Here is a 21,319-nt window from a genome sequence, read left to right as displayed (position 1 = left end):
TTCACGGACGCCTCATACGGTGGGGGCATGACGCAGGTGACTCCTCCCGGGTGGTACCCCGACCCGGGCCAGACGAATGACGGTCCCGCCACCGAGCGCTGGTGGGACGGCAAGGCGTGGACGGACCGGGTCCGCCCGGCCGGTCCGGCCGCCGCGTGGGGTCCGCCGGCGCACCCGGCCGCCGGTCCGGTGCCCCCGGAGCAGCCGGTGCGGCCGCCGTCCCCGGAGCCCCGGGACGACGCGGGCGGGCCGCCGTACGCCGGACAGCCGGGGCAGCCCGGTCCGCAGGGACTGCCGGAGCAGCCGGGACAGCCGGGGGCGCCGGTGCAGCCCGGGTATCCGGTGCATCCGGGCTATCCCGGGTACCCGGCGCAGCCGCCGGCCCGTTCGCGGCGCGGGCTGCGGACCGGCATAGCCGTCGCGGTGACGGCCGCGGTGCTGGCGAGCATCGGGGTCGGCGTGTACGCGCTGAGCAAGGACGACGGCGGCAGCAGCCGCGCCGGGTCCCAGCAGGGTCCCGGCGGGCAGCGCGGCCCCGGGGACCGGGAGGGCTCCGGCGGCCGGGGCGGCCCGTTCGGCGGCGGTCCCGGCGGCTCGGGCGGGTCGGACGGCTCCGGGGGCCTCGGCGGCTCCGGGGGTCTCGGCGGCTCGGGCGGTTCCGGCGGGCCGGGCGGCTCGGGCGGTTCCGGTGGATCCGGTGACCCGGACGGGTCCGGGGGCGGTGCCGAGGCGCCGAAGATCCGCAGCGGTTCGGTGGCCGACCCGGTCAACGGCATCAGCCTGCCCGTCCCGGACGGCTGGTACGGCCAGCAGATCGGCGTGGGCGCCCAGCTCACCTCCGACAGCGGCTACAAGTGCCCCGGCGACACCTCGAAGTCCTGCACCAAGGGCGGCGCCTACTCGGTGCCCGCCGCGGCGCTGCGCACCGCGGGCAGCACGCCCGAGGAGGTCGCCAAGGCCGACATCGAGGCCAATGTGAAGGAGTCGTACGGCGGGACGACCTACGGGGCTGTGACCTCGCACCAGGTGCTCGCCTCCAAGGCGGTGACCGTGGCCGGCCAGAAGGGCTACCTGGTGCGCTGGAAGGCGGTCACGAGCAAGGGCGCGGACGGGATCGTCGAGTCCCTGGTCTTCCCGTCCCCGGCGCGGCCGGGCCAGTTGGTCGTGGTGCGCTTCGGGGTGGACGCCGACCAGCCGCAGTCGCTGCTGGACGACATCACCAAGGGCATCAAGGTGTCCTCGGGCGGCGGCAGCGGCCAGAGCGCCTGACGCCGCGCGTCCCGCTTTGCCGGCCGGGCGGGCTCCCTCTCCGCTCAAGAGGGGCCGCCCGGCCGGGAGCGCGCCGCCCCCGTCCCCACGGTGCGGCGCGTGCAGGCCGTCGTCCGGTCATCCCGTGGACGGCGGCCTGGGTCAGGGATCGAGGCCGAGTGCGGGCAGCACGGCGGCCTCGACGAACCGGACGAGGTAGTCCGGGTCGGCGTAGGTCCCGTCGATGACGGGCCGGATGCGTACGACGCCGAACATCTGCGCGGGCACATAGGCCAGCGCCGGGTTGTCCGGGGCCACCTCGCCGCGTTCGACGCCACGGCGCAGGATCTCGCGCAGCGCGGCGATCTCCGGCTCCACGACGGCCTCGCGCAGCGCCTGCTTCAGCTCCGGGTCCTGCATGATGGCGTGCCCGAGCGCCTGGAGCAACCGGGTGTCCTTGCCCGACCACTCCCCCGCCGCCCGCGCGGCCCGGCGCAGGTCCTCGGCCAGCGAGCCGGTATCGATCCCGCCGAAGCGGCTGCGCCGGTTGGCGCGCAGGGCGGCCACCACGAACTGCGGCTTGTTCTTCCACTGCCGGTAGAGCGTGGACTTGCTGCACCGGGTGGTGGCGGCGACACCCTCCATGGTCACGGCGTCGTACCCGCACTCGCGGACCTGTTCGAGGACGGCGTCGAAGAACTCCTGCTCACGCTCGGGCGTGATCTTGGAGCGGCGCGAGGCGACGACCGTGTCAGGTCCGTCCGCGGCCTGCGACGTCATCGCTCTTCTCCTCGCTCGTGGCTCCAGCGCGGCTCCAGCCGCTCTCCAGTGTGGTTCATGTCCGGCGTGAGAGACCTCAGCCGTGTGTGAGAAGCCTCAATCGATACGCCAGTGTACCGGTACACCATCGTATCGGTACACTGGCGTATCGGTACGATGTCGTATCGATGCTACGGGTACGGGCGGCTCGCCCCTACCGGGACGCACCCACTCACCACACACGCACACACGGACGCGAAGGGGCCGGGGCATGACATCCCGAACCGAGGGCGCCGCCGCGGCACCCGCGAGGCCCGCGCGGCCCGCGCTCGTGCGCGAGCTGCTGCTCGTCGCGGGGCTGTTCCTCGTCTACAAGCTCGGCCGCCAGCTGGCCGCCGACCACACCGGCGAGGCCTTCCGCAACGCGGACCACGTGTGGCACCTGGAACGGGCGCTGCACCTGCCCGGCGAGGGCGCCGTCCAGTCGCTGCTGCTGCACGGCGACACCCTGGTGCGCGTGGCGAACACCTATTACGCGACCGTGCACTTCCCGGCCACCGTCGGACTGCTGGTCTGGCTGTATCTGCGCCGCCCGGCGCACTACCTGTGGACCCGCCGCGTCCTCGCCGCGCTGACCGCCGCCGCCCTGGTGCTGCACCTGGCGTTCCCGCTCGCCCCGCCGCGCATGCTCGCCGCCACCGGCCTGATCGACACCGCGCACGTGTACGGGCCCTCGGTGTACGGGCCGCCCAGGACGGACCATCTGTCGAACCAGTTCGCGGCCATGCCCTCGCTGCACTTCGGCTGGGCGCTGATGGTGGCCCTCGCCCTGGTCGCCGCCACCCGGTCCCGCCGGCGCTGGCTGTGGCTGCTGCACCCGCTGCTGACCCTGCTGGTGATCGTGGGCACCGCCAACCACTACTGGCTCGACGCGATCGTCGCCACGGCGCTGCTCGCCCTGGCCCTCGCCCTCCTGCCGCGGCCGAGCGGCCGGACGCTCGTCGTGGCACGCGGCCCCGGCCGGCCCGTACCGGCCGAGGACGGCACGCTCGTGGGGGCCGTCCGATGAGCGCCGCCCTGCTCGCCCTGGTCCTCTCGCTCTTCTCGGCCGTCGCCTACGCCGCCGCCGCGGTCGCCCAGGAGCGGCTCGCCGCGCGGGCGGCCGCCACCGGCGCGCTCGCGCTGCTGCGCCGCGGCGCCTGGTGGGGAGCGGTGGCGCTGAACGGATCGGCGGCGCTGCTGCACGTGGTGGCCCTGAAGTACGGGCCGCTGACCGTGGTCCAGCCGCTCGGCGCGCTCACCCTCGTGGCCGCCGTGCCGATGGGCGCGCGGCTGGCCGGGCGGAAGGTCGCCGCCGCCGAGTGGCGCGGCACGGCCTGCACGCTGCTCGGTCTCGCCGCGCTGCTGGTCGCCGCGTCCGGGCCCGCGCCCGAGCAGGTGCTGAGCCCGGCCGAGGCGCTGGCGGTGGCGGGCACCACGGCCGTCCTCATCGGTGTGCTGTCCCGGCCCGGCGCCCGGCCGGGCCTGCGGCACGCGACCGCCTCCGGCCTGGCCTCGGGAGTCGCCTCGGCGCTCACCCAGACGGTGACCGTGGCCGCCACGGACCACACCGGACCGCTGCTGAGCGCGCGGGTGATCGTGGTGGCGCTGCTGGTCGCGGCGTTCGCGACGGGCGGGCTGCTGCTCTCGCAGACCGCGTACCGGGGCGGTCTGGGCGCGCCGCTGGCCGTGGTCACGCTGGCCAATCCGGTGGCCGCCGCTGTGATCGGCCTCACCCTGCTCGGGCAGGGGCTCCAGGGCGGGGTGCGCGGGGTGCTGCTCGCCCTGGCCGGTGCGGCGCTCGCCGCCTGGGGCGTCGTCGAACTGACCCGGGCGACCCCGTCGCGTACGGAACCGGCCACGGCGGACGGGGGGCGGGGGCTCGCGACGGCGGCCGACACCGGGACCGGTGCCGCTGCCGGGGCGGCCGGACTCGTGCCGGACGCCGGGGCCGGGGCATCGCCCGCGCTCGCCGCCGTACCGGCGCCCGCACCCGCACCCGGAGCGCCGCCGGTACGGGAGACCGTCCCCGCGCCCGCGCGCACGCCCGTACAAGGCAGCGGCCACGAGGAGCACCCCGTGGCCGCTGTGCTGGCCCTGGAAGCCGGGTCGGCCGCCCGGGAACCGGCGCTGCGCGTGCGGCGCCGGACGCGCCGCTCCCGCCGGTCCGGGCCGGACCGCCTCACCAAGCTCTGAAAGCTCCGGGCGCGCTGCGGGCCCTCCGCCGGGGCGTGTCAGCCCAGGCCGCGCGCGTCCTGCTTGAGCGCCGTGTCCACGGTCAGCGCCGTCGCCACCACGAGGCTCAGCAGCGGCTCGGGCAGCTGGTAGTGGATCTGGAGGACGTAGTTGTCGGCCGTCGTGAACATCGTCTTGGCCAGGCCCTCCCAGGTCTTGGTGATCCGGGCGACCTCGCTGTCGGCGTGGTCGACGATCGCGAAGTTCCAGGCCCGCCAGTTCTCCGCCTTGATGGCGCCGACCTGCTGCCCGTTCGCGTTCATCGCGAAGTTGATCTTGCCGAAGACGTTCTGCTGGACGATCTCGCCGACCTGCGAGCCGTCCGGGCGGGAGACGATCACCCGCGACTTGAGGAACTTCGCGGGCCGGGTCAGCACCAGCTGCGGCTGCCCGTAGGCGTCCCGGATCTCCAGCCGGTGCGTCATGAACTGGTCGATGCTGGAGACGAACCGCACGACCTTGCGCAGGGCGCTCTGGCCGATCTCGGTGACGACGCCGAGCCGGTTGCCGTTCTGGTCGAAGACCTCGTACTCGTTGGTCAGCTCGATCAGCTTGGCCTTCTGGTTCACCACGAGGACCGGCTCGCTGAACAGCGTGCCCCCGCCGACGTTGCCGGACGCGACACCGGCCTCCTCCCGCACCTGCTGCTGCACGCGCGGGTCGAACCCGGCCTGCGGGGCCGCCGCGGGCGACTGGGCCTGCGGCGGCACCTGCTGGACGGCGGGAGCCTGCTGGGCGGCGTGGGTGTGCTCGGTCCACTGCGCGCCGTCCCAGTAGCGCAGCGTCTGCGCCGCCCCGTGGGGGTCCGGGTACCAGCCTGCAGGTGTGTTCGAATGCGTGGTCACCGGGGCACACTACCGCGAGCCGGCCGGAAAGCAACCGCCGCGCGGAGGCCGGTCAGCCGGCCGCGATCGCGGGGTCGCTCACTCCGGGAAGGCCGTTCTCGACATGCCCGGCGAACCTCCGCACGAAGGACGGGTCGGCCGCGGAGGTGACCGTCAGGTCGTACCAGCGGCGGCTCGCGGCGAGTGCGAACCGGTGGCGCACCGTGGCCCCCGCCTTCACCGCGACCTCCACCGGCCGGCCGCCGTAGCCGACGCTCACCCTGAGCCGTGCCGTGCCCGTCCCCCGGTGCGTGAAGGTGAGCTCCACGTCGTCGCCCGCGTAGCCCGCGGTGACCTCCGGGCCCGCCGTGCGGCCGGGGCCGCGGAAGGTGCGCAGGAAGCCGTTGGGCCCGTGCACGGTCAGGTCGTACGAGCCACCGGAGTAGGCCGAGTTCCAGGTGTCGGAGACGGTCTTGCCCGCCTCGGTGGTGTACGTCCAGGGGCCGTCGGTGCGGTTGCCCGAGGTGATCAGGAAGGCGGCCCCGGCCTGCGCTCCGGAGGCGAAGGACAGGGTGAACTTCCCGGCCGCCGGGTCCGCCGAACCGTCCACCACGGGGGCGTACTTGAGCGGACGGGCGGGCCGGCTGCCGGGTTCCTGGCGGGGCAGGGCGCCCTGGGCGGGCGGCACCGGGACGTAGTCGGGGTGGCGGTCGCGGTCCGGCGGCGCGTACCCGGAGGTGTCCGGCAGGGAGACCGGGCGGCTGTCCGCGCGGGAGAAGTCGAACGCGGCCGTCAGATCGCCGCAGACCGCCCGCCGCCAGGGCGAGATGTTCGGCTCGCGCACCCCGAAGCGGCGCTCCATGAACCGGATGATCGAGGTGTGGTCGAAGGTCTCGGAGCAGACGAACCCGCCCTTGCTCCAGGGCGAGACGACGAGCATCGGCACCCGCTGGCCGAGCCCGTAGGGACCGGCGACCTGACCGGCGCCGCCCTTGAACAGGTCCGCGCCCGGGTCGACGGTGGACAGTCCCTGGTCGGCCGAGTCCGGCGGGAAGGGCGGCACGAGGTGGTCGAAGAAGCCGTCGTTCTCGTCGTAGGTGATGAACAGGGCGGTTCTCGCCCACACCTGCGGATCGCCGGTGAGCGCGTCCAGGACCTGGGAGATGTACCAGGCGCCGTAGTTGGCGGGCCAGTTGGGGTGCTCGGTGAACGCCTCGGGGGCGACGACCCACGATATCTGGGGCAGCCGGCCGCCCTTGACGTCGGCCCGCAGCCGGTCGAAGAAGCCCTCGCCCCGGCTCGCGTCGGTGCCGGTGCGGGCCTTGTCGTAGAGCGGGTCGCCGGGCCGGGCGTTGCGGTACTGGTCGAAGTACAGCAGCGAGTTGTCGCCGTAGTTGCCCCGGTAGGCGTCCTGGATCCAGCCCCAGCCGCCGCCGGCGTCGAGTCCGTCGCCGATGTCCTGGTAGATCTTCCAGGAGACCCCGGCCCGCTCCAGCCGCTCGGGGTAGGTCGTCCAGCTGTAGCCCGCCTCGTCGTTGCCGATGACCGGGCCGCCGCCCTTGCCGTCGTTGCCGGTGTATCCCGTCCACATGTAGTAGCGGTTGGGGTCGGTGGAGCCGATCAGCGAGCAGTGGTAGGCGTCGCAGACGGTGAAGGCGTCGGCGAGCGCGTGGTGGAAGGGGATGTCCTGGCGGGTCAGGTACGCCATCGTCGTACTGCCCTTGGTGGGCACCCAGCGGTCGTAGCGGCCCCGGGCGTGGGCGGCGTGGCCGTCGTTCCAGCCGTGCGGGAGGTCCTGGACGAAGGCGAGGCCGAGGTCGTCGGCGTCGGGGCGGAAGGGCAGGATCTCCCGGCCCGCGGCGTCCTTCTGGTACCAGACCGGCTTGCCTCCGGGCAGGGTGACCGGGCGCGGGTCGCCGAAGCCGCGCACACCCCGCAGGGTGCCGAAGTAGTGGTCGAAGGACCGGTTCTCCTGCATGAGGACGACGATGTGCTCGACGTCCTCGACCGATCCGGTGCGGTGGTGGGCGGGCAGTGCGGCGGCGCGCTGGATGCTGTTGCCGAGCGCGGTGAACGCCGTGGTGGCGCCCGCGATCTGAAGGAAGCGGCGCCGGTTGACCTCGGGGGTGGGTGACGGCATGGGGGGTCCTCTCCTCCTGGTGTGCGGATGGCCGGAACAGTCGGAGTGCTGCGCGCCGAGTGTTCCAAGAGCATCGGACGGGAGGGAAGGGTGCGGTGTCACCCGTGTGAAGGCCGGTGGTACGCGGGGCTACGGGACCACCGCGGGCGCGGCCGGTATCCGTTCCAGCACGCCGCCCGCGAACACGTCGTACAGCGGCAGGGTCTCCAGGTGGACGTAGCCGATGTGGCAGTCGCAGACGGCGAGCGGGCAGGGGCGCGGGCGCAGCGCGGCCCGGTAGGAGCCGTCGTAGAGGTTGCCGAGTGCGGCGCGGACGAAGTGGCAGCGGCGCACGGTGCCCTCGCCGTCGACGGAGACGACGGACTCGCCGGTGCGGCAGGGCAGTCCGGCGCTGGTGTGCGGGTGGCGGCTGTAGGGGAAGAGCGGGTCGATCGCGGTCCAGCGGCCGGCCTCGGTGTCGTCGTAGACGTGTCCCTCGGCGGCGTTGATCCACAGATAGACGTGCGCGGGCAGGTCGGCGCGCAGGCGGCGGGCCTCGGGCAGGTGCTCGGGCAGGCCGACCACGCCGACGCTGAACCGGATCGAACGGTCCGCCAGGTCGCGGCACTTGGCGAGGAAGCGGTCGTACGGGGTCTGGCCCGGGTGGTAGGTGCACCACAGGGCCAGGGTGTCCGGGTCGGCGTCGGCGAGCCAGTCGGTGCGGCAGCTCAGGTTGGTCTGGATCGCCACCCGCCGGATGTGCGGCAGGCGGGACAGTTCGACGAGTGTGCGCCGGTACCAGGAGCGCACCAGGCCCTCGCCCCAGGGGGTGAACAGGAGGGAGAGCCGGTCGCCTTCCTGCCCGGCGGCCCAGTCGGCGAACCGTTCCAGGGCGGCGCGGTCGGCGCGCAGTTGCTCGCGGCTGTCGCGCCGCTTGGCGAACGGGCAGTACGGGCAGTCGTAGTCGCAGGAGGCGAGGGGGCCTCGGTAGAGGAGGGTGAGATCCATGGCGCGGCTCACTTGCGGGCGTAGGCGGTCATGGCGGCGCGGACCGCGGGCGAGAACAGTTCCGGTCCGAGGGCGTCGGAGTGCGCCAGGCCCTCCGGGGTGAGCCGCAGGGCGGTGCGCGGGTCGGTGGCGGCGAGCCAGCCCCGCTCGGCGAACCGGGCGAGTTCGGCCGGGAAGTCGTCCTCGGGCGTGGTGCCGAAGCGGGTCCGGTACTCGGCCGTGCCGAGGCCGTCGGCCTGGAGCAGCGACTGGAGCAGATGGCGGCGTCGGGCCTCGTCGGCGTCGACGCGGCGGCCGTACTCGGCGTGCGCGAAGTCGGCGGCGGGGCGGGTGACGTAGTCGTCGACGATGGCGCGTATCTCGTGGGTGCCGACCGCGTAGTCGAAGGAGTAGTGCAGGTCCGCGGTGTAGGAGCGGGCGCCGCAGCCCAGTCCGATCATGCCGTCGCTCTGGCAGGCGTAGTCGTCGGCGCCCTGCGGCGGGGCGTCGGTGCGGCGGAACATGCGCATGGACTGCTGGGTGTAGCCGTGGGCGAGGAGGTGGTCGCGGCCCGTCCGGTACAGCCGCAGCCGCTGTGCGTCCCAGGCCGGGTCGGGTCCGGTGGCGCGGCGGCCGAGTCCGGTCAGCGGGCGGATGTAGAGCGGGTACAGATACAGCTCCTCGGGCCGCCAGGCCAGGGCCGCGTCCAGGGAGCGCAGCCAACTGGCCTCCGTCTGCCCGTCGATGCCGTAGATCAGGTCGATGTTGAGCACCGGGACGCGCGCGTCGCGGATCCGGGCGAGGGCCGCCTCGACGTCCGCGCGGCGCTGCGGGCGCACCGCCGCCCGTGCCTCGGTGTCGTCGAAGCTCTGCACGCCGAGGCTGAGCCGGGTGGTGCCGCGGTCGGCCAGGACCTCCAGCCGGTCGGCGGTGGCGGTGGCGGGCGAGGCCTCCACCGACAGCGGGACGGCCCGCAGGTCGGCGCCCATGCGGTGTTCGGCGATGTCGCAGAGCCGGGTCAGCTCGGCGGCGGTGAGGAAGGTGGGGGTGCCGCCGCCGAAGGCCGCGGTGGCGAACCGGACCGGCTCGCCGTCCCCGAGCGCGTCGCGGACGGCGCCCGCCTGGCGTTCCAGGGCGTCCAGATAGGCGCCGGTCAGTCCGTCGGGGGCGCCGATGCGGGTGAAGAGGTTGCAGAAGCCGCAGCGCACCTCGCAGAACGGGATGTGCAGGTAGAGCGAGAGCGCGTCCTTGGGTTCGGCGGCCCACAGGGAGGCGAGCCGGGGGCGGTCGGGCAGCCGCCGGTAGGCCGTCTTGTGCGGGTAGGCGTAGACGTAGTGCTGGTACGGGCTCGGCGGTGCGGGTGCCTTCCCGGCGGGCCGCAGGCTGGTCACGGTGGTCATCGGGGGGCTCCGGAGGGGGCTCGGGCTGCGGTGGGGCTGAGGGGTCCGGGCTCGGCGCCGGGTCCGGGCTCCAGGAAGAAGTGGGCGTAGGGCACCGTCCACACGGACTCGTGGCCGAGGCGGTGGCCGGTGTAGCCGTCGTCGCCGTAGGCCGTGCCGTGGTCGGAGCAGACGACGGCGAAGCAGCGGCGGCGGCTGCTCGCGGCGGCGAACAGGCGGCCGATGTGCCGGTCGACGTACTCCAGGGCGGCGGCGTGCGTCTCCCGGCTGTCGCCCGCCTCGCGGGTGGCGCCGGGCCGATGGAACCAGTTCGGCTGATGCAGGGCCGACACATTGACGAAGAGGAACAGCCGCTGTTCGCGGGGCAGTCGGCGCACCGCCTGCTCGGCGCACGCCACCTGCGCCTCGAAGGACGTCGGGGAGGCCACGCCGAAGCCGGGCTCCCAGTGGGACTCGTGGAAGAGCCCCGGCAGCACCGAGCCCAGCGCGCCCTGCTTGTTGAAGAAGCCCACACCGCCGACGCACACCGTGTGGTAACCGGCCTGGGCGAGGCCGGAGACGAGGTCGGGGGTGTCGAAGACCCAGGTGCCGTCCTTGGTCGTCTCGCTGCCCGCGAAGCTCGCCGCGAACAGGCGCGGGTGCGGTCCCGGCGCGGCCGGGGTGGGCAGGAACCCGGCGAAGATCGCCTGGTGGGAGGCGTAGGTGAAGGAGCCGGGGGCGTGCCGTCGCTCCCAGCGGCCGCCGGGCAGATGGCGGGCGAGGTGCGGGATGCGGCCGGCCGCGGCGAGTTCGGCGGCGACGTCGTGGCGCAGGGTGTCCAGGGTGACCAGGAGCAGGTCGTGGCTGCCGACCACCGCGTGCATGTCCGGGCTCGCCCCGGCGGGTGCGGCCGGGGGTGCGGGGCTGACGCGGCGCCGCGGCGGGTCGTGGGGCGGGGGCGTCGGGTCAGGCGACGGCATGGCCGGGTCCTGTTCTGTGCTGGGGTGCGGGCCGGGACGGCCGGGAAGGCAGGGAGGGCAAGGAAGACGAGGAAGAGGAGGAAGGCAGGGACGGCGGGGAGGGCGGGGAGGGCGGGGACGGCCGGGAGGAGCGGGCCGGGGCCTCGGCCCGGGGATACGGGCGGGCGGGGGCGCCGAGGACGGCGGCGACCTGCGCCGCGTAGGTGTCGAGCCCCTCGGCGCCGCTGCCCGGCAGACCGGTGAGCCGGGGCAGCAGATCGCCGAAGGCGTTGACCTCGCCGACCGCGAAGCGGCGCCAGCCGACAGCCGGCAGCAGGTCGACGCCGACGCACAGGGTGCGCGGGAAGCAGGCCGCGGCCCGCTCGCACACACCGAGCACGTCGGACCAGCGGCCCCCGGCGGCCTCCACCGCGCGCCGCGCCGCGTCGAGGTCGCCGCGGGCGCCGCCCAGGTGGAGGTTGGTCAGGGGCGCGGTGCTCGTGCGCACCACGGCGTGGGTGGCGCGCCCGGCGACGACGAGCACCCGCAGGTCGGCGGCGCGGCCGTGCTGGGACGCCTTGGGCACCCAGCGCTCCATGTGCAGCCCGTCGGGCGCCAGGGTGTCCACGACGGCGGCGATGTCGCGCTCGTCCTCGTAGCGGCGGATCCGCAGCGAGTTGTACAGCCGTCCGTCCTCGGCGCGTTCGACGGAGGTCGTGGCCCGTACGCGGCCCCTGCCGCCGGACTCCACGGCCAGGACGCCGGAGGCCGAGGAGCCGTGCGCGAGCTTGACGAACAGCCGGGGCATGCGGTGTTCCCGCATCAGCCGCCGTACGTCGTCCCAGCCGCCGACCGCCGCGGCGGCGGGCCCGGACGTCGGGGAGGACGGCACGGGCACACCGGCCGCGTCGAGGACGGCGTGACAGCGCCGCTTGTCGAAGAGCACCGCCAGGTCGCCGGGATCGTCGAGGCGTACGCCGCCGCGCAGGCCGCCCACGGCGGTCAGGAACCGTGTGTACCAGCGGGCCGAGCCCTCGACGCGGGTGGGGTCGTCCACGCCGCGCAGCAGCAGGTCGGCCTCCGCGTTCTCCCCGGGCGAGTCCAGGCGTACGGTCTCGCCGGGCGCGAACTCGGCCCCGCCCGCCCGCAGCACCTCGGTCCACGGCACGACGCGGGGCGCGGGCAGTCCGGCGGCGCGCACGGCCGCGGTGAACAGCGCCACCCGGCGGTTCTCCGGGTTGCCGACCACCGCGAACCGCGGCGCGCCCTCACTCTCCGACGGCGACATAGCGCTCCCGTCCACCGCCGCTGTGGCGGGCGGGGGTGAGTGTGAGGTCCACGCCGTGCGGTGCGAGGGTGTCGCGCAGCCGCCCGGTGAGCGCCTCGCTCATGAAGTGGTGGCCGAGGTCCAGCGACGTCAGATGGGTGAGCGGCTGCCCGGCCAGCAGGGCGGCGCCGCCGTCGTCACCCAGGGTGCCCATGGACAGGTCGAGCGAGTCGAGCCCGGCGACGACGGGCGCGGCGGCCACGGCGGCGGCGATGTCGTCCTGGATGTCGCTGTTCCTCAGGCCCAGATGGCGCAGACGGGGCCGGTCGCCGAGCGAGGCCAGCAGCGCGTCGGCGTCCGCGCGGGTGCAGTCGCCGCCGTACCAGGAGGTGCCCAGCCACAGATCGAGGTGTTCCAGGGCGGGCAGGTCGCAGGCGCTCACCGCGTGCACCACCGGGCGGGGCAGGCCGCCGGACTCGATGCGCAGCGTGCGCAGTCCCTCGTGCCGCAGCGGTTCGAGCACCAGGTCCTCGGCGCCGCGGACGCCCAGTTCCGCCAGGTGCGGCCAGGCGCGCAGGACGGTGCTCACCTCGCCCTGCTTGATCCAGGAGATCTCGGACTCCTCGGACTCCACGTCGGCGAGGAACAGCGCCCGCAGCCGCGGGAAGCGGTGGGCCTCGGCGGTCAGCGCCTCCAGGACCGGGCCGATGCCGTGCTCGTCCCACTCGTCCCACCAGGCGCCCAGGACGAGGGCGGTGACCTGTTCGGTGGGCACCTCGTCGAGGAACCGGGGCCACAGCGTCGCGAAGGGGATCTCCTCCCACAGGCAGGACAGCCGCCAGGCGACCGCGCCGGGCTCGGGCGGTGCGGCGGGGGCCTTGCGGCGGGGCTCGGGCGCCGCGAAGTCGTGCACCGGCAGGCCGTGGAAGCTCGTCAGGTGCGAGGGGTGGTAGCGCATCGGGGTCTCACTCCCCCGCCGCGACATAGCGGACGACGGTGCCGTCGCTGTCCTCGTACTCGTCGACATCGCTCGCGTCGAGGTCGATCTCGACGCCCGCCGGTTCCAGCGTGGCGCGTATGCGCTGCTGGAGGGGTTCGGTGACGTAGTGGTGGTGCAGGTCGAGCTTCTTGAGGTGGGTCAGCGGCTGGCCGCCCAGCAGGGCGGTGGCGCCGTCGTCGGTCAGGACGCCCATCGACAGGTCGAGCACCTCGAGACGGGCCACGACGGGGGCGGCGGCCACGGCCGCGGCCACCGCGTCCTGGATCTCGCTGTTGCGCAGCGCCAGGTGGCGCAGCCGGGGCAGCCGGGCGCCGCCGAGGACCGGTTCGAGGTCGGCGGGTTCGGAGTCGGCGCCGTACCAGGACGTGCCCAGCCACAGGTCGAGGTGTTCCAGGGCGGGCAGGTCGCTGGCGCCGATGCCGCGTACCACCGCGACGGGCAGCCCGCCGGTCTGCACCGTCAGCGAGCGCAGGTGTTCGTGGCGCAGGGCCGGGAAGGCGAGGCCGGTGCCGCCGCGCACCCCGAACTCCTCCAGTTCCGGGAAGCCGCGCAGCACCGTGGTCACGTCGGTCTGCGTGATCCAGGACAGCTCGCACTCCTCGGAGACCATGTCCCCCAGGAACAGGGCCCGCAGCGCGGGCAGCCGGTCGCGGGCGGCGAGCAGGGCCTCGATCTCGGCGTCGGGGCCCTTGTCGAAGGGCTCGTCCCAGGGGCCGACGATCAGCGCGCGCACCCGGGTGGTGTCGACCGCGGCGCAGAACCGCTCGAACTGCTTGCGCCAGCCGTCCTCCTCGTCCTCGATCTCGACGGCGATGCGCCAGGCGACGCTGTCCGGGGCGGGCAGGTCCACCGCCGTCGGGTCCTCGGGGCAGGCGAAGGCCGGCAGGCCGTACAACTCGGAAAGGTGCTCGTAGAGGGCCATGCGGGCGGCTCCTGACAGGCGGCGGTGAACGGGATCTCGACTGTGCGAGCAGTTCTACCAACCGGCACTGACAACGCCGGGCGGCGGGGCGGGGCCGCGCGCCACCGCCCGGCGTCCGGCGGACCGTTGTCAGTGGTGGCTCGTACTGTCCTCGTCATGGCCCGGGGCGCGGTGCGCCGGGCGGAAAGGGGGCTGTCCGTGTACCGGCAGGGAGATGTGCTGATCGTGCCCGTCACCGAGGAGGCGGTGCCGCCGCACGCGCGGCGGGCGCCGAAGGAGCCGCGGGACGCGCGCGGCCGGATGGTCCTGGCCCTGGGCGAGGTCACCGGTCACGCCCACGCGGTGGTGGGCCCGGGGCAACTGGTCCGGGAGCCGGGCCCGTTCGGGCCGATGCTGCTGCGGCTGCCCGAGGGCGGCCGGGTGGTGCACGAGGAGCACGCGGCGATCACCCTGCCCAAGGGGTGGTACCGGGTGATCCGGCAGCGGGAGTACGTGCCCGGTTCGGTGCGGATCGTCGCGGACTGACGGGGTGGGCACGGTGGAGCGGACGACGTTGACGGACCAGCCGGAACAGACGGAACAGACGGAGCAGGGGGACACGATGACGGTGGCGCGGTGGCGGTCCTCCTCGGCCGCGGCACGGCCCGCCGACCGGGCCGCGGCCGAGGAGGGCGTACGGCTGGCCTACCGGCGGGCCGGGCTCGCCGAGCCGGAGCGCATCGTGTGGGCGCCGTCCCCGCGGGCGGGTGTGCGGCTGGTGCAGGACCTCCAGGACGCCGGTCCCAGCGTCCGGGACGCGGTCCGCACCGGCCCGTGGGCGGCCGAGCGGCGCCGGACGCAGACGGAGCTGGGCGCGGCCGGCTGGTCGGCGCACTGGGCGGCGACCGGCGGTCCGCTCTGGGAGCCGACACAGGCCCTGGTGGACCGGATCCGCCGAGGAGTGCTGGACGATCTCACCGCGGCGGCCGACGGCGGCGGGACGGACACCGGCGCGGGGGCCGGTGGCGGCACCGGGACCGGCAGCGGGACCGGCAGCGGGTCCGGAAGCGAGGCCCGGAGCGAGGCCGAGGCCGAGCTGCGGCTGATCCTGCTGGACGCGGTGCTGGGCCAGCACGACGCGCCGTGGCTGGCCGCGTTCGACACGGACCGGCCGCCGCTCGACGGGCTGGCGCTGGTGTGCCGCAGCGCCGGCTGGTGGTGGCCGTTCGAGAAGGCCGCGGTGATCTGCGAGCGGCCCGTCGCCCTGCACCGCGACGAGGCGGGGCGCCTGGACCGCGGGGACGGCCCCGCGCTCGCCTACCCGGACGGCTTCGCGCTGTACGCGTGGCGGGGCATGCCGGTCCCGGCCGCCTTCCTGGCGGAGCTGGACGCCCTCACCCCGGAGCGCATCCGCACCGAGGAGAACGCGGAGCTGCGCCGCGTGATGCTGGAGCACTACGGCTACGACCGGTATCTCGCGGACTCCGGGGCCGTCCCGGTGCACCGGGACGAGACCGGCACCCTCTGGCGGATCCACCTGGAGCGGGACGAGCCGGTGGTGATGGTGGAGGTGCTCAACTCCACACCGGAGCCGGACGGCACCCGCCGCACCTACTGGCTGCGGGTGCCGCCGTCGACCCGGACGGCCCGGGAGGGCGTCGCCTGGACGTTCGGTCTCGGCGCCGAGGCGTACGCGCCGCTGAAGGAGACCTGAGCGGCGGCGGGCGCGGTGCGGCCCCGCCGCCGCCCGGCGCGGGGTCAGGGCGCCGTGTACGCCTCCACCTCGCTGAACTGCCCGGCCGGCCAGCCGGTGTTGCCGGTGACGGTCAGCCGCAGCCAGCGCAGGCCGGTGCCGCTCGGCAGGGCGACGGTGGCGCTGTTGCCGCTCGCCGGGTCGAAGCGGTAGCCCTGCGCGCCCGCCACGGTGGTGTAGTTCGCGCCGTCGGTGCTGCCCAGGACCGCGACGGTCTGGGTGCGGGCGCCCCAGGCGGCGGACGGCGGGAGCTTCAGCACCAGCCGTCGCACGGTCTGGCTCGATCCGAGGTCGACCGTGAGGGACTGCGGGAAGGCGTTGTTGGCGGACTCCCAGTAGCTGTTCGCGTCGCCGTCGACCGCCTTGCCGGGGGTGTACACGTCCTGGGAGCCGGTGGCGGTGGCCGGGCGGCCCTTGGCGAGGTTGCGGTTCGGGTCGGGGTCCGGATTGCCCTGTCCCGGCTGCGGCCAGGTGGAGCAGTCCGACCAGGTGCTCGTCCAGCCGGAGTTGCCGCCGCCGTCGGTGAGCGCGAAGCCGCCCGAGCCGTTCGGGTAGGGGCAGTTGTAGACACCGGCCGCGCCCACCCCGGTCGCGGTGACGTCGCGGAAGGTGGCGGCGCCCTGCGCCTCGGCCTGGACGACGACCGTGCCGGTGTTCTTCACGGTGGCCCCGGTGACGTTGACGTTCCTGACCGGGTAGCCCTGCCCGCCGCCGGAGACGAACTCGAAGGCGCTGTAGGGGCTGTCGGTGACGGTGGTGTCGGTGATGTTGACGGTGGCGTTGATGGCGCTGTCGTAGGAGTCGACGCGCAGGGCGCCCATCGGGTGGTTCCAGTTGGGGTTGAGCGCGCCCGCCCGCACCAGGGTGTTGCCGTCGACCGTGATGGTCCCGGCCAGCGGGGAGAAGGGGTCCATGAACTTCTGGTTGGAGATGGCGATCCCGCTGCCGAGGGCGTTGGTGTCGGAGACCAGGTTGCCGCGGACGGTGATGTCGGTGCCGCCGTAGACGGCGATGCCGTTGGCGAGGTTGGGCTGCGAGACGGTGTTGTTCTCGAAGCTGCTGTCCGTGTCGGGCGCGTACAGGGACCACATGGCCAGGGAGTCGTCGCCCTGGTTGCGCAGGAAGTTGTTGCGCACCCGTACGCCCTTGGCGTTGCCGTTGAGGTTGAGGCCGTCGGCGGTGGTGTCGAGGATGCGGTTGTTCTCCACGACGAGGTTGTCGTTGACGCCGGTGAGCCACAGACCGCACTTGAGGTGCTGGATCCACATGCCGGAGACGGACGAGCCCGGTCCGAGGGAGCCGTTGACGAAGTTGTCGGGGCTGCCGTCGTTGCGTTCGGTGACCTCGCCGATGACCGCGAAGTCCTTGAGGTGGACGTTGCCGGCGGAGCTGCCCTGGTTGACGAAGCTGGAGCTGTGCACGACGGAGTACCAGCTGCCCGCGCCCTGGAGGGTGACGTTCTGCACGCCGCCGAGCGCGGAGGTCAGCCGGTAGTCGCCCGGCGGGATCCACACCACCCCGCCCTGCGCGGCGTTGACGGCGTCGCGGAAGGCCTGTGTGGAGTCGCCCTGACCGGTGGGGTCGGCGCCCTTGGCGGTGACGGAGACCGATCCGGCGGGCTGGGCGGCGGCCGGTGCGACCTGTTCGAAGTCGGCGACGTCCACGGTGACCTGGACGTTCGTGGCCACCAGGGCGACCTTGTCGCCGGCCTGGACGTTCTGCCCGAGCAGCAGCCGGGCGTTGTCGTAGAAGTGGTGGGTCTTGGCCCCGGCGATCCAGCCGGTGTCCACGTAGGAGTACTTGGAGGTGACGGTGAGCGTCCTGGCCAGCCGGGTGCCGTTGACGTAGACGTCGAGGGTGCCGGACTGGCCGTCGGGGACGGTGTAGGAGACGTTCAGGGCGTTGGCGGCGCGCGGTGCGGTGAACTCCACGCGCTGTCCGGAGGCGAGGCGGACGGCCTGGCGGCCCGACGCCTCGGAGGCGAGGGTGCCCTGGGTGTGGTCGGGGCCGATCTTCGTGCCGGTGGTGGTGGCGGACTCGGCCTCGACCGAGGTGAAGGGGAGGTTCGCGCCCGCCGCCGCGTGCGCGGCGGGCGCGGTGAGGGTGACGAGCATGCCGGCGCCGAGGGCGACGGTGGCCGCGAGAGCCGGCAGGCGACGGGCGGATCTGGGCGTGCTGGTGCCGTACATGTGCTGATCCCTTCGTGGTGGGGTGCGGGGATAGCGCTGTGCGGGTCGGCGGCCGGGGCCCCCTCCGGCCGGGGGGAGGAAGCCGGCCGGTGGAGGGCCCCGGTGCTGCGCGGGCTCAGTCGCGCAGCCAGACCGCCGTGTCCTGCGGGATGCGGCCCGAGTCGTCCAGGGGTCCGCTGGCCAGCAGGAGTCGGGTGTGAGCGGGTGGTGCCACGGGGTCGGCGCCGAGGTTGACCACACAGGCCGTGCCCTCGGCGCGGCGGAAGGAGAGGACCCCGTCGGGGGCGTCCTGCCAGGTGAGGGGGGCGTCGCCGAAGTGCGGGCGGAGCCGGATCGCCTCCCGGTACAGGGCCAGCACGGAGCCGGGGTCGCGCTGCTGCCGGTCGACGGCGTGGACGGCCCAGCCCGCGGGCTGCGGCAGCCACGGTTCCCGGTCGGCGGCGGTGCCGAAGCCGGTGTGGGGCGCGTCGGCCGTCCAGGGCAGCGGGACCCGGCAGCCGTCGCGGCCCGGGTCGGTGCCGCCGGAGCGTACGTGCATCGGGTCCTCGATGCGCTTCAGCGGGATGTCGGCCTCGGGCAGGCCCAGTTCCTCCCCCTGGTAGACGTAGACGGCACCGGGCAGGGCCAGTGACAGCAGGGCCGCCGCGCGGGCCCGGCGGGTGCCGAGGACCGGGTCGGTGGGGGTGCCGAACGCCTTGGCGGCGAAGTCGAATCCGGTGTCGGCGCGGCCGTAGCGGGTGACGGTCCGGGTGACGTCGTGGTTGCACAGCACCCAGGTGGCGGGGGCGCCCACGGGCGCGTGCTCGGCCAGCGTCTCGTCGATGGAGCGGCGCAGCCGGGCCGCGTCCCAGGGGCAGGCCATGAAGGCGAAGTTGAAGGCGCTGTGCAGTTCGTCGGGGCGCAGATAGCGGGCGAAGCGCTCGCTGTCGGGGAGCCACACCTCGCCGACGAAGACGCCGCCGTACTCGTCCGCGACCCGGCGCCAGGAGCGGTAGACGTCGTGGAGTTCGTCGCGGTCGACGTAGGGGTGCGGGTCGCGGCCGGGGGTGAAGTCGGGCAGGCGGGGGTCCTTGGCGAGCAGGGCGGCGGAGTCGATACGGACCCCGGCGACGCCCCGCTCGAACCAGAACCGCAGGATGTCCTCGTGCTCCTGGCGGACGGCCGGGTGCGCCCAGTTGAGGTCGGGCTGCTCGGGGGCGAACAGGTGCAGGTACCAGGCGCCGTCGGGCAGCCGGGTCCAGGCGGGGCCGCCGAACTCGGACGTCCAGTCGTTGGGCGGGAGTTCGCCGTGGGCGCCGCGGCCGGGCCGGAAGTGGAACAGCTCGCGCTCGCCGCCGCCGGCCAGCGCGGCCCGGAACCAGGGGTGCTGGTCGGAGACATGGTTGGGCACGATGTCGACGATGGTGCGGATGCCCAGCTCGCGGGCCTCGGCGATGAGTTTCTCGGCCTCGGCGAGGGTGCCGAAGGCGGGGTCGACCGCCCGGTAGTCGGCGACGTCGTAGCCGCCGTCCTTCATCGGGGACAGGTACCAGGGGTTGAACCACAGGGCGTCCACGCCGAGTCCGGCGAGGTACGGCAGCCGGGAGCGGACGCCGGCGAGGTCGCCGGTGCCGTCGCCGTCGCCGTCGGCGAAGCTGCGGACGTACACCTGGTAGATGACGGCGGAGCGCCACCAGGCGTCGTCGGCGCGGCTGCTCCGGGCAGGGGCGGGCTGTCCCACAGTGCGTGCCTTTCTGTCTCATTCTGTCCGAGCCTGTCTAGGGCTGTATAGGACTGTCTCGATCTGTCTCGGTGCGAGGGGCCGGGTCAGGTCAGCCCTTGGTGCTGCCCGCGCTGATCCCGGCGATGATGTGCCGCTGGAAGACGAGGAAGAGCGCGACCATCGGGATGCTGGCGATCACCATGGCGGCGATGAGCACGGTCAGCTGGATGTTCTGCGAGAGCTGGACGAGGGCCACGCCGATGGGCTGCTTGTCGGTGTCGGAGAAGACCATCAGCGGCCACAGGAAGTCCTGCCAGACGGCGACCAGCGCGAAGATGGACACCACGCCGAGCACGGGCCGCGACATGGGCAGCACGATCGACCACAGGGTGCGCAGCTTCCCGGCGCCGTCGATCTCGGCGGCCTCCAGGACGTCCCGCGGTATCTGGTCGAAGAACCGTTTGAGCAGGTAGAGGTTGAAGGCGTTGGCGACGGCCGGGAGCCAGATGGCGAGGGGGTCGTTGAGCAGGCTGGTGTGGAGGAGCGGCAGGTCGGCGACGGTCAGGTACTTCGGTACGACCAGGGCCTGGGCCGGGACCATCAGGGTGGCGAGGATGGCGCCGAGGATCACCTTGCCGAAGGCCGGTCTCAGCTTGGACAGGGCGTAGGCGGCCGCGGTGCACAGGACGAGCTGGAAGGCCCAGGCGCCGGCCGCCTGGACGAGTGTGTTCCACAGGTGCCGGGGCAGCTGCATCAGGTCCCAGGCGTCGGTGTAGGCACTCAGGTGCCACTGCTCCGGGACCAGGGTGGGCGGGGTCCGCGCCACCTCGTCCGGCGACTTCAGGGCGCCGGTGATCATCCAGTAGACGGGGAAGAGGAAGGCGAGCGCGAACAGCAGCACCACACCGGTGAAGACGGTCCAGTAGAGGACCTTGCCGCGCGGGCGGGCGAGGGCCGCCGGGGAGACGAGGGTACGGGTGCTGCTCATGCGTCCTCCTGGCCGGAGCCGGAGCGGGTCAGCCGCAGGTACAGGGCGGAGAACAGGCCGAGCAGCACGAGCAGCATCACGCTGAGCGCGCAGGCGCCGCCGAAGTCGTTGTAGAGGAAGGCGTACTTGTAGATGAGGTAGAGCACGGTGACGGTGGCGTTCTCGGGGCCGCCGCCGGTGATGACGAACGGCTCGGTGAAGACCTGCATGGTCGCGATGATCTGGAGGAGCATCAGCATCAGGATCACGAACCGGGTCTGCGGGACGGTGACGTGGCGGACGCGCTGGAGGAGGTTCGCGCCGTCCAGTTCGGCGGCCTCGTACAGCTCGCCGGGGATGGACTGGAGGGCGGCCAGGTAGATGAGGACGGTGCCGCCGAGGTTGGCCCAGGTGGCGACCAGGACCAGGGAGACCAGGGCGGTGTCGGCGCCGTTGGTCCAGTTCGAGGTGGGCAGGTGCAGGGTGCGCAGTGCCTCGTTGGCGAGGCCGGCGCCCGGGTCGTAGAACCACTTCCACAGCAGGGCGCTGACCACCGGCGGGATCATCACCGGCAGATAGACGGCGACCCGGAAGAAGGCGCGGGCGTGCCGCAGTTCGTTGAGGACGAGGGCCAGCACGAACGGGACGGCGAAGCCGATCAGCAGGGCGAGTCCGGTGAAGACGAGGGTGTTGCGCCAGGCGTCGGCGAACTCCGGGTCGTGCAGGACATGGGTGAAGTTGGCGGTGCCCACCCACTGGGGCCGCTGTCCGGGCGTGTACTTCTGGAAGGCGATCACGACGGCGCGGATCGCCGGGTACCAGGAGAACAGGGCGAAGCAGATCAGGCCGCCGAGCAGGAAGGCGTAGGCGCGGGCCTGTTCGGCCAGGCGGCGCCGCCGGTGCCCGGCGGGGCGGGGCGGCTGCCGCGGCGGCGGGGGGACGGCGGCCCGCTCCCGCGCGGGCCGCCGCTCGGCCGTCTTGGTCATGGCGG

At 74.0% G+C, this 21,319-nt stretch carries 18 protein-coding genes; 5 read left to right on the top strand and 13 right to left on the bottom strand.

Going from position 1 to position 21,319, the window contains the following annotated elements:
• Window positions 1–27 precede the first annotated feature (27 nt).
• A complete protein-coding gene (locus tag ACWDYF_RS01520; RefSeq protein WP_389464349.1) occupies window positions 28–1,269 on the top strand; it encodes a DUF2510 domain-containing protein in 1,242 nt (413 codons plus the stop codon).
• A 141-nt stretch (window positions 1,270–1,410) separates the two neighbouring features.
• On the opposite strand, the gene ACWDYF_RS01515 is transcribed toward ACWDYF_RS01520, so the two are convergent.
• Window positions 1,411–2,028 carry a TetR/AcrR family transcriptional regulator gene (locus tag ACWDYF_RS01515; RefSeq protein WP_381740297.1) on the bottom strand — a complete coding sequence of 206 codons (618 nt, stop codon included), beginning with the start codon at window positions 2,026–2,028 and terminating at the stop codon, window positions 1,411–1,413.
• A 250-nt stretch (window positions 2,029–2,278) separates the two neighbouring features.
• On the opposite strand from ACWDYF_RS01515, the gene ACWDYF_RS01510 reads away from it, so the two are divergent.
• Together ACWDYF_RS01510 and ACWDYF_RS01505 are read left to right on the top strand one after the other, a co-directional pair.
• Window positions 2,279–3,076 carry a phosphatase PAP2 family protein gene (locus tag ACWDYF_RS01510; RefSeq protein WP_381740295.1) on the top strand — a complete coding sequence of 266 codons (798 nt, stop codon included), beginning with the start codon at window positions 2,279–2,281 and terminating at the stop codon, window positions 3,074–3,076.
• Window positions 3,073–4,242 carry a DMT family protein gene (locus tag ACWDYF_RS01505; RefSeq protein ID WP_389464352.1) on the top strand — a complete coding sequence of 390 codons (1,170 nt, stop codon included), beginning with the start codon at window positions 3,073–3,075 and terminating at the stop codon, window positions 4,240–4,242. The genes ACWDYF_RS01510 and ACWDYF_RS01505 overlap by 4 nt, the downstream gene beginning before the upstream one ends.
• Window positions 4,243–4,280: 38 nt before the next feature.
• Here the strand turns inward: ACWDYF_RS01505 and ACWDYF_RS01500 are convergent, their stop codons facing one another.
• From ACWDYF_RS01500 to ACWDYF_RS01465, 8 genes are all read right to left on the bottom strand, one after another.
• The gene (locus ACWDYF_RS01500) at window positions 4,281–5,126 is read right to left on the bottom strand and encodes a phospholipid scramblase-related protein (RefSeq protein WP_389464353.1); all 846 of its coding nucleotides are present in this window, start codon (window positions 5,124–5,126) and stop codon (window positions 4,281–4,283) included.
• Between the two features lie 52 nt (window positions 5,127–5,178).
• Entirely contained in the window at window positions 5,179–7,245 is a 2,067-nt protein-coding gene (locus ACWDYF_RS01495) for a phosphocholine-specific phospholipase C (protein WP_389464354.1), read from the bottom strand.
• Between the two features lie 129 nt (window positions 7,246–7,374).
• Window positions 7,375–8,232: an STM4011 family radical SAM protein gene (locus tag ACWDYF_RS01490; protein WP_389464356.1), complete on the bottom strand. Its 858-nt coding sequence runs from the start codon at window positions 8,230–8,232 to the stop codon at window positions 7,375–7,377.
• A gap of 8 nt (window positions 8,233–8,240) precedes the next feature.
• Window positions 8,241–9,611, bottom strand: coding sequence for an STM4012 family radical SAM protein (locus tag ACWDYF_RS01485; protein WP_389464358.1), 1,371 nt, complete (start codon window positions 9,609–9,611; stop codon window positions 8,241–8,243).
• Window positions 9,608–10,474: an STM4013/SEN3800 family hydrolase gene (locus tag ACWDYF_RS01480; protein WP_381740376.1), complete on the bottom strand. Its 867-nt coding sequence runs from the start codon at window positions 10,472–10,474 to the stop codon at window positions 9,608–9,610. The genes ACWDYF_RS01485 and ACWDYF_RS01480 overlap by 4 nt, the downstream gene beginning before the upstream one ends.
• Before the next feature lie 82 nt (window positions 10,475–10,556).
• Entirely contained in the window at window positions 10,557–11,837 is a 1,281-nt protein-coding gene (locus ACWDYF_RS01475; RefSeq protein ID WP_389464360.1) for an STM4014 family protein, read from the bottom strand.
• The gene (locus ACWDYF_RS01470; RefSeq protein WP_381740283.1) at window positions 11,818–12,774 is read right to left on the bottom strand and encodes an STM4015 family protein; all 957 of its coding nucleotides are present in this window, start codon (window positions 12,772–12,774) and stop codon (window positions 11,818–11,820) included. Before ACWDYF_RS01470 ends, ACWDYF_RS01475 begins: the two co-directional genes overlap by 20 nt.
• A gap of 7 nt (window positions 12,775–12,781) precedes the next feature.
• On the bottom strand, window positions 12,782–13,738 hold the full coding sequence (locus ACWDYF_RS01465) for an STM4015 family protein (RefSeq protein WP_381740281.1): 957 nt from the start codon (window positions 13,736–13,738) through the stop codon (window positions 12,782–12,784).
• Window positions 13,739–13,936: 198 nt separating this feature from the next.
• Here ACWDYF_RS01465 and ACWDYF_RS01460 point away from each other — a divergent pair, with 198 nt between their 5' ends.
• Both ACWDYF_RS01460 and ACWDYF_RS01455 read left to right on the top strand, forming a co-directional pair.
• On the top strand, window positions 13,937–14,263 hold the full coding sequence (locus tag ACWDYF_RS01460; RefSeq protein ID WP_026252664.1) for a hypothetical protein: 327 nt from the start codon (window positions 13,937–13,939) through the stop codon (window positions 14,261–14,263).
• Window positions 14,264–14,339: 76 nt separating this feature from the next.
• The gene (locus ACWDYF_RS01455; RefSeq protein ID WP_389464617.1) at window positions 14,340–15,431 is read left to right on the top strand and encodes a DUF6745 domain-containing protein; all 1,092 of its coding nucleotides are present in this window, start codon (window positions 14,340–14,342) and stop codon (window positions 15,429–15,431) included.
• Between the two features lie 44 nt (window positions 15,432–15,475).
• Here the strand turns inward: ACWDYF_RS01455 and ACWDYF_RS01450 are convergent, their stop codons facing one another.
• The 4 genes from ACWDYF_RS01450 to ACWDYF_RS01435 all read right to left on the bottom strand — a co-directional run bounded on the left by ACWDYF_RS01450 (window position 15,476) and on the right by ACWDYF_RS01435 (window position 21,314).
• Complete coding sequence (locus ACWDYF_RS01450; RefSeq protein WP_389464363.1) at window positions 15,476–17,659, bottom strand: discoidin domain-containing protein; 2,184 nt, start codon at window positions 17,657–17,659, stop codon at window positions 15,476–15,478.
• A 115-nt stretch (window positions 17,660–17,774) separates the two neighbouring features.
• Complete coding sequence (locus ACWDYF_RS01445; RefSeq protein WP_389464365.1) at window positions 17,775–19,379, bottom strand: glycoside hydrolase family 13 protein; 1,605 nt, start codon at window positions 19,377–19,379, stop codon at window positions 17,775–17,777.
• 91 nt (window positions 19,380–19,470) lie between these two features.
• Window positions 19,471–20,349: a carbohydrate ABC transporter permease gene (locus ACWDYF_RS01440; RefSeq protein WP_389464366.1), complete on the bottom strand. Its 879-nt coding sequence runs from the start codon at window positions 20,347–20,349 to the stop codon at window positions 19,471–19,473.
• Window positions 20,346–21,314: a carbohydrate ABC transporter permease gene (locus ACWDYF_RS01435; RefSeq protein ID WP_381740272.1), complete on the bottom strand. Its 969-nt coding sequence runs from the start codon at window positions 21,312–21,314 to the stop codon at window positions 20,346–20,348. Before ACWDYF_RS01435 ends, ACWDYF_RS01440 begins: the two co-directional genes overlap by 4 nt.
• Window positions 21,315–21,319 lie beyond the last annotated feature (5 nt).

It is taken from the genome of Streptomyces sp. NPDC003284, assembly GCF_053589675.1.
Note: the sequence above shows the minus strand (reverse complement) of the source record. Positions and strands in the feature narration are given on the sequence as shown.

Coding starts and splice junctions, on each gene's coding strand:
- ACWDYF_RS01520 (WP_389464349.1), top strand. CDS start 28: ATGACGCAGGTGACTCCTCCCGGGTGGTACCCCGACCCGGGCCAGACG.
- ACWDYF_RS01515 (WP_381740297.1), bottom strand. CDS start 2,028: ATGACGTCGCAGGCCGCGGACGGACCTGACACGGTCGTCGCCTCGCGC.
- ACWDYF_RS01510 (WP_381740295.1), top strand. CDS start 2,279: ATGACATCCCGAACCGAGGGCGCCGCCGCGGCACCCGCGAGGCCCGCG.
- ACWDYF_RS01505 (WP_389464352.1), top strand. CDS start 3,073: ATGAGCGCCGCCCTGCTCGCCCTGGTCCTCTCGCTCTTCTCGGCCGTC.
- ACWDYF_RS01495 (WP_389464354.1), bottom strand. CDS start 7,245: ATGCCGTCACCCACCCCCGAGGTCAACCGGCGCCGCTTCCTTCAGATC.
- ACWDYF_RS01490 (WP_389464356.1), bottom strand. CDS start 8,232: ATGGATCTCACCCTCCTCTACCGAGGCCCCCTCGCCTCCTGCGACTAC.
- ACWDYF_RS01485 (WP_389464358.1), bottom strand. CDS start 9,611: ATGACCACCGTGACCAGCCTGCGGCCCGCCGGGAAGGCACCCGCACCG.
- ACWDYF_RS01480 (WP_381740376.1), bottom strand. CDS start 10,474: ATGCACGCGGTGGTCGGCAGCCACGACCTGCTCCTGGTCACCCTGGAC.
- ACWDYF_RS01475 (WP_389464360.1), bottom strand. CDS start 11,837: ATGTCGCCGTCGGAGAGTGAGGGCGCGCCGCGGTTCGCGGTGGTCGGC.
- ACWDYF_RS01470 (WP_381740283.1), bottom strand. CDS start 12,774: ATGCGCTACCACCCCTCGCACCTGACGAGCTTCCACGGCCTGCCGGTG.
- ACWDYF_RS01465 (WP_381740281.1), bottom strand. CDS start 13,738: ATGGCCCTCTACGAGCACCTTTCCGAGTTGTACGGCCTGCCGGCCTTC.
- ACWDYF_RS01455 (WP_389464617.1), top strand. CDS start 14,340: ATGACGGTGGCGCGGTGGCGGTCCTCCTCGGCCGCGGCACGGCCCGCC.
- ACWDYF_RS01450 (WP_389464363.1), bottom strand. CDS start 17,659: ATGTACGGCACCAGCACGCCCAGATCCGCCCGTCGCCTGCCGGCTCTC.
- ACWDYF_RS01440 (WP_389464366.1), bottom strand. CDS start 20,349: ATGAGCAGCACCCGTACCCTCGTCTCCCCGGCGGCCCTCGCCCGCCCG.
- ACWDYF_RS01435 (WP_381740272.1), bottom strand. CDS start 21,314: ATGACCAAGACGGCCGAGCGGCGGCCCGCGCGGGAGCGGGCCGCCGTC.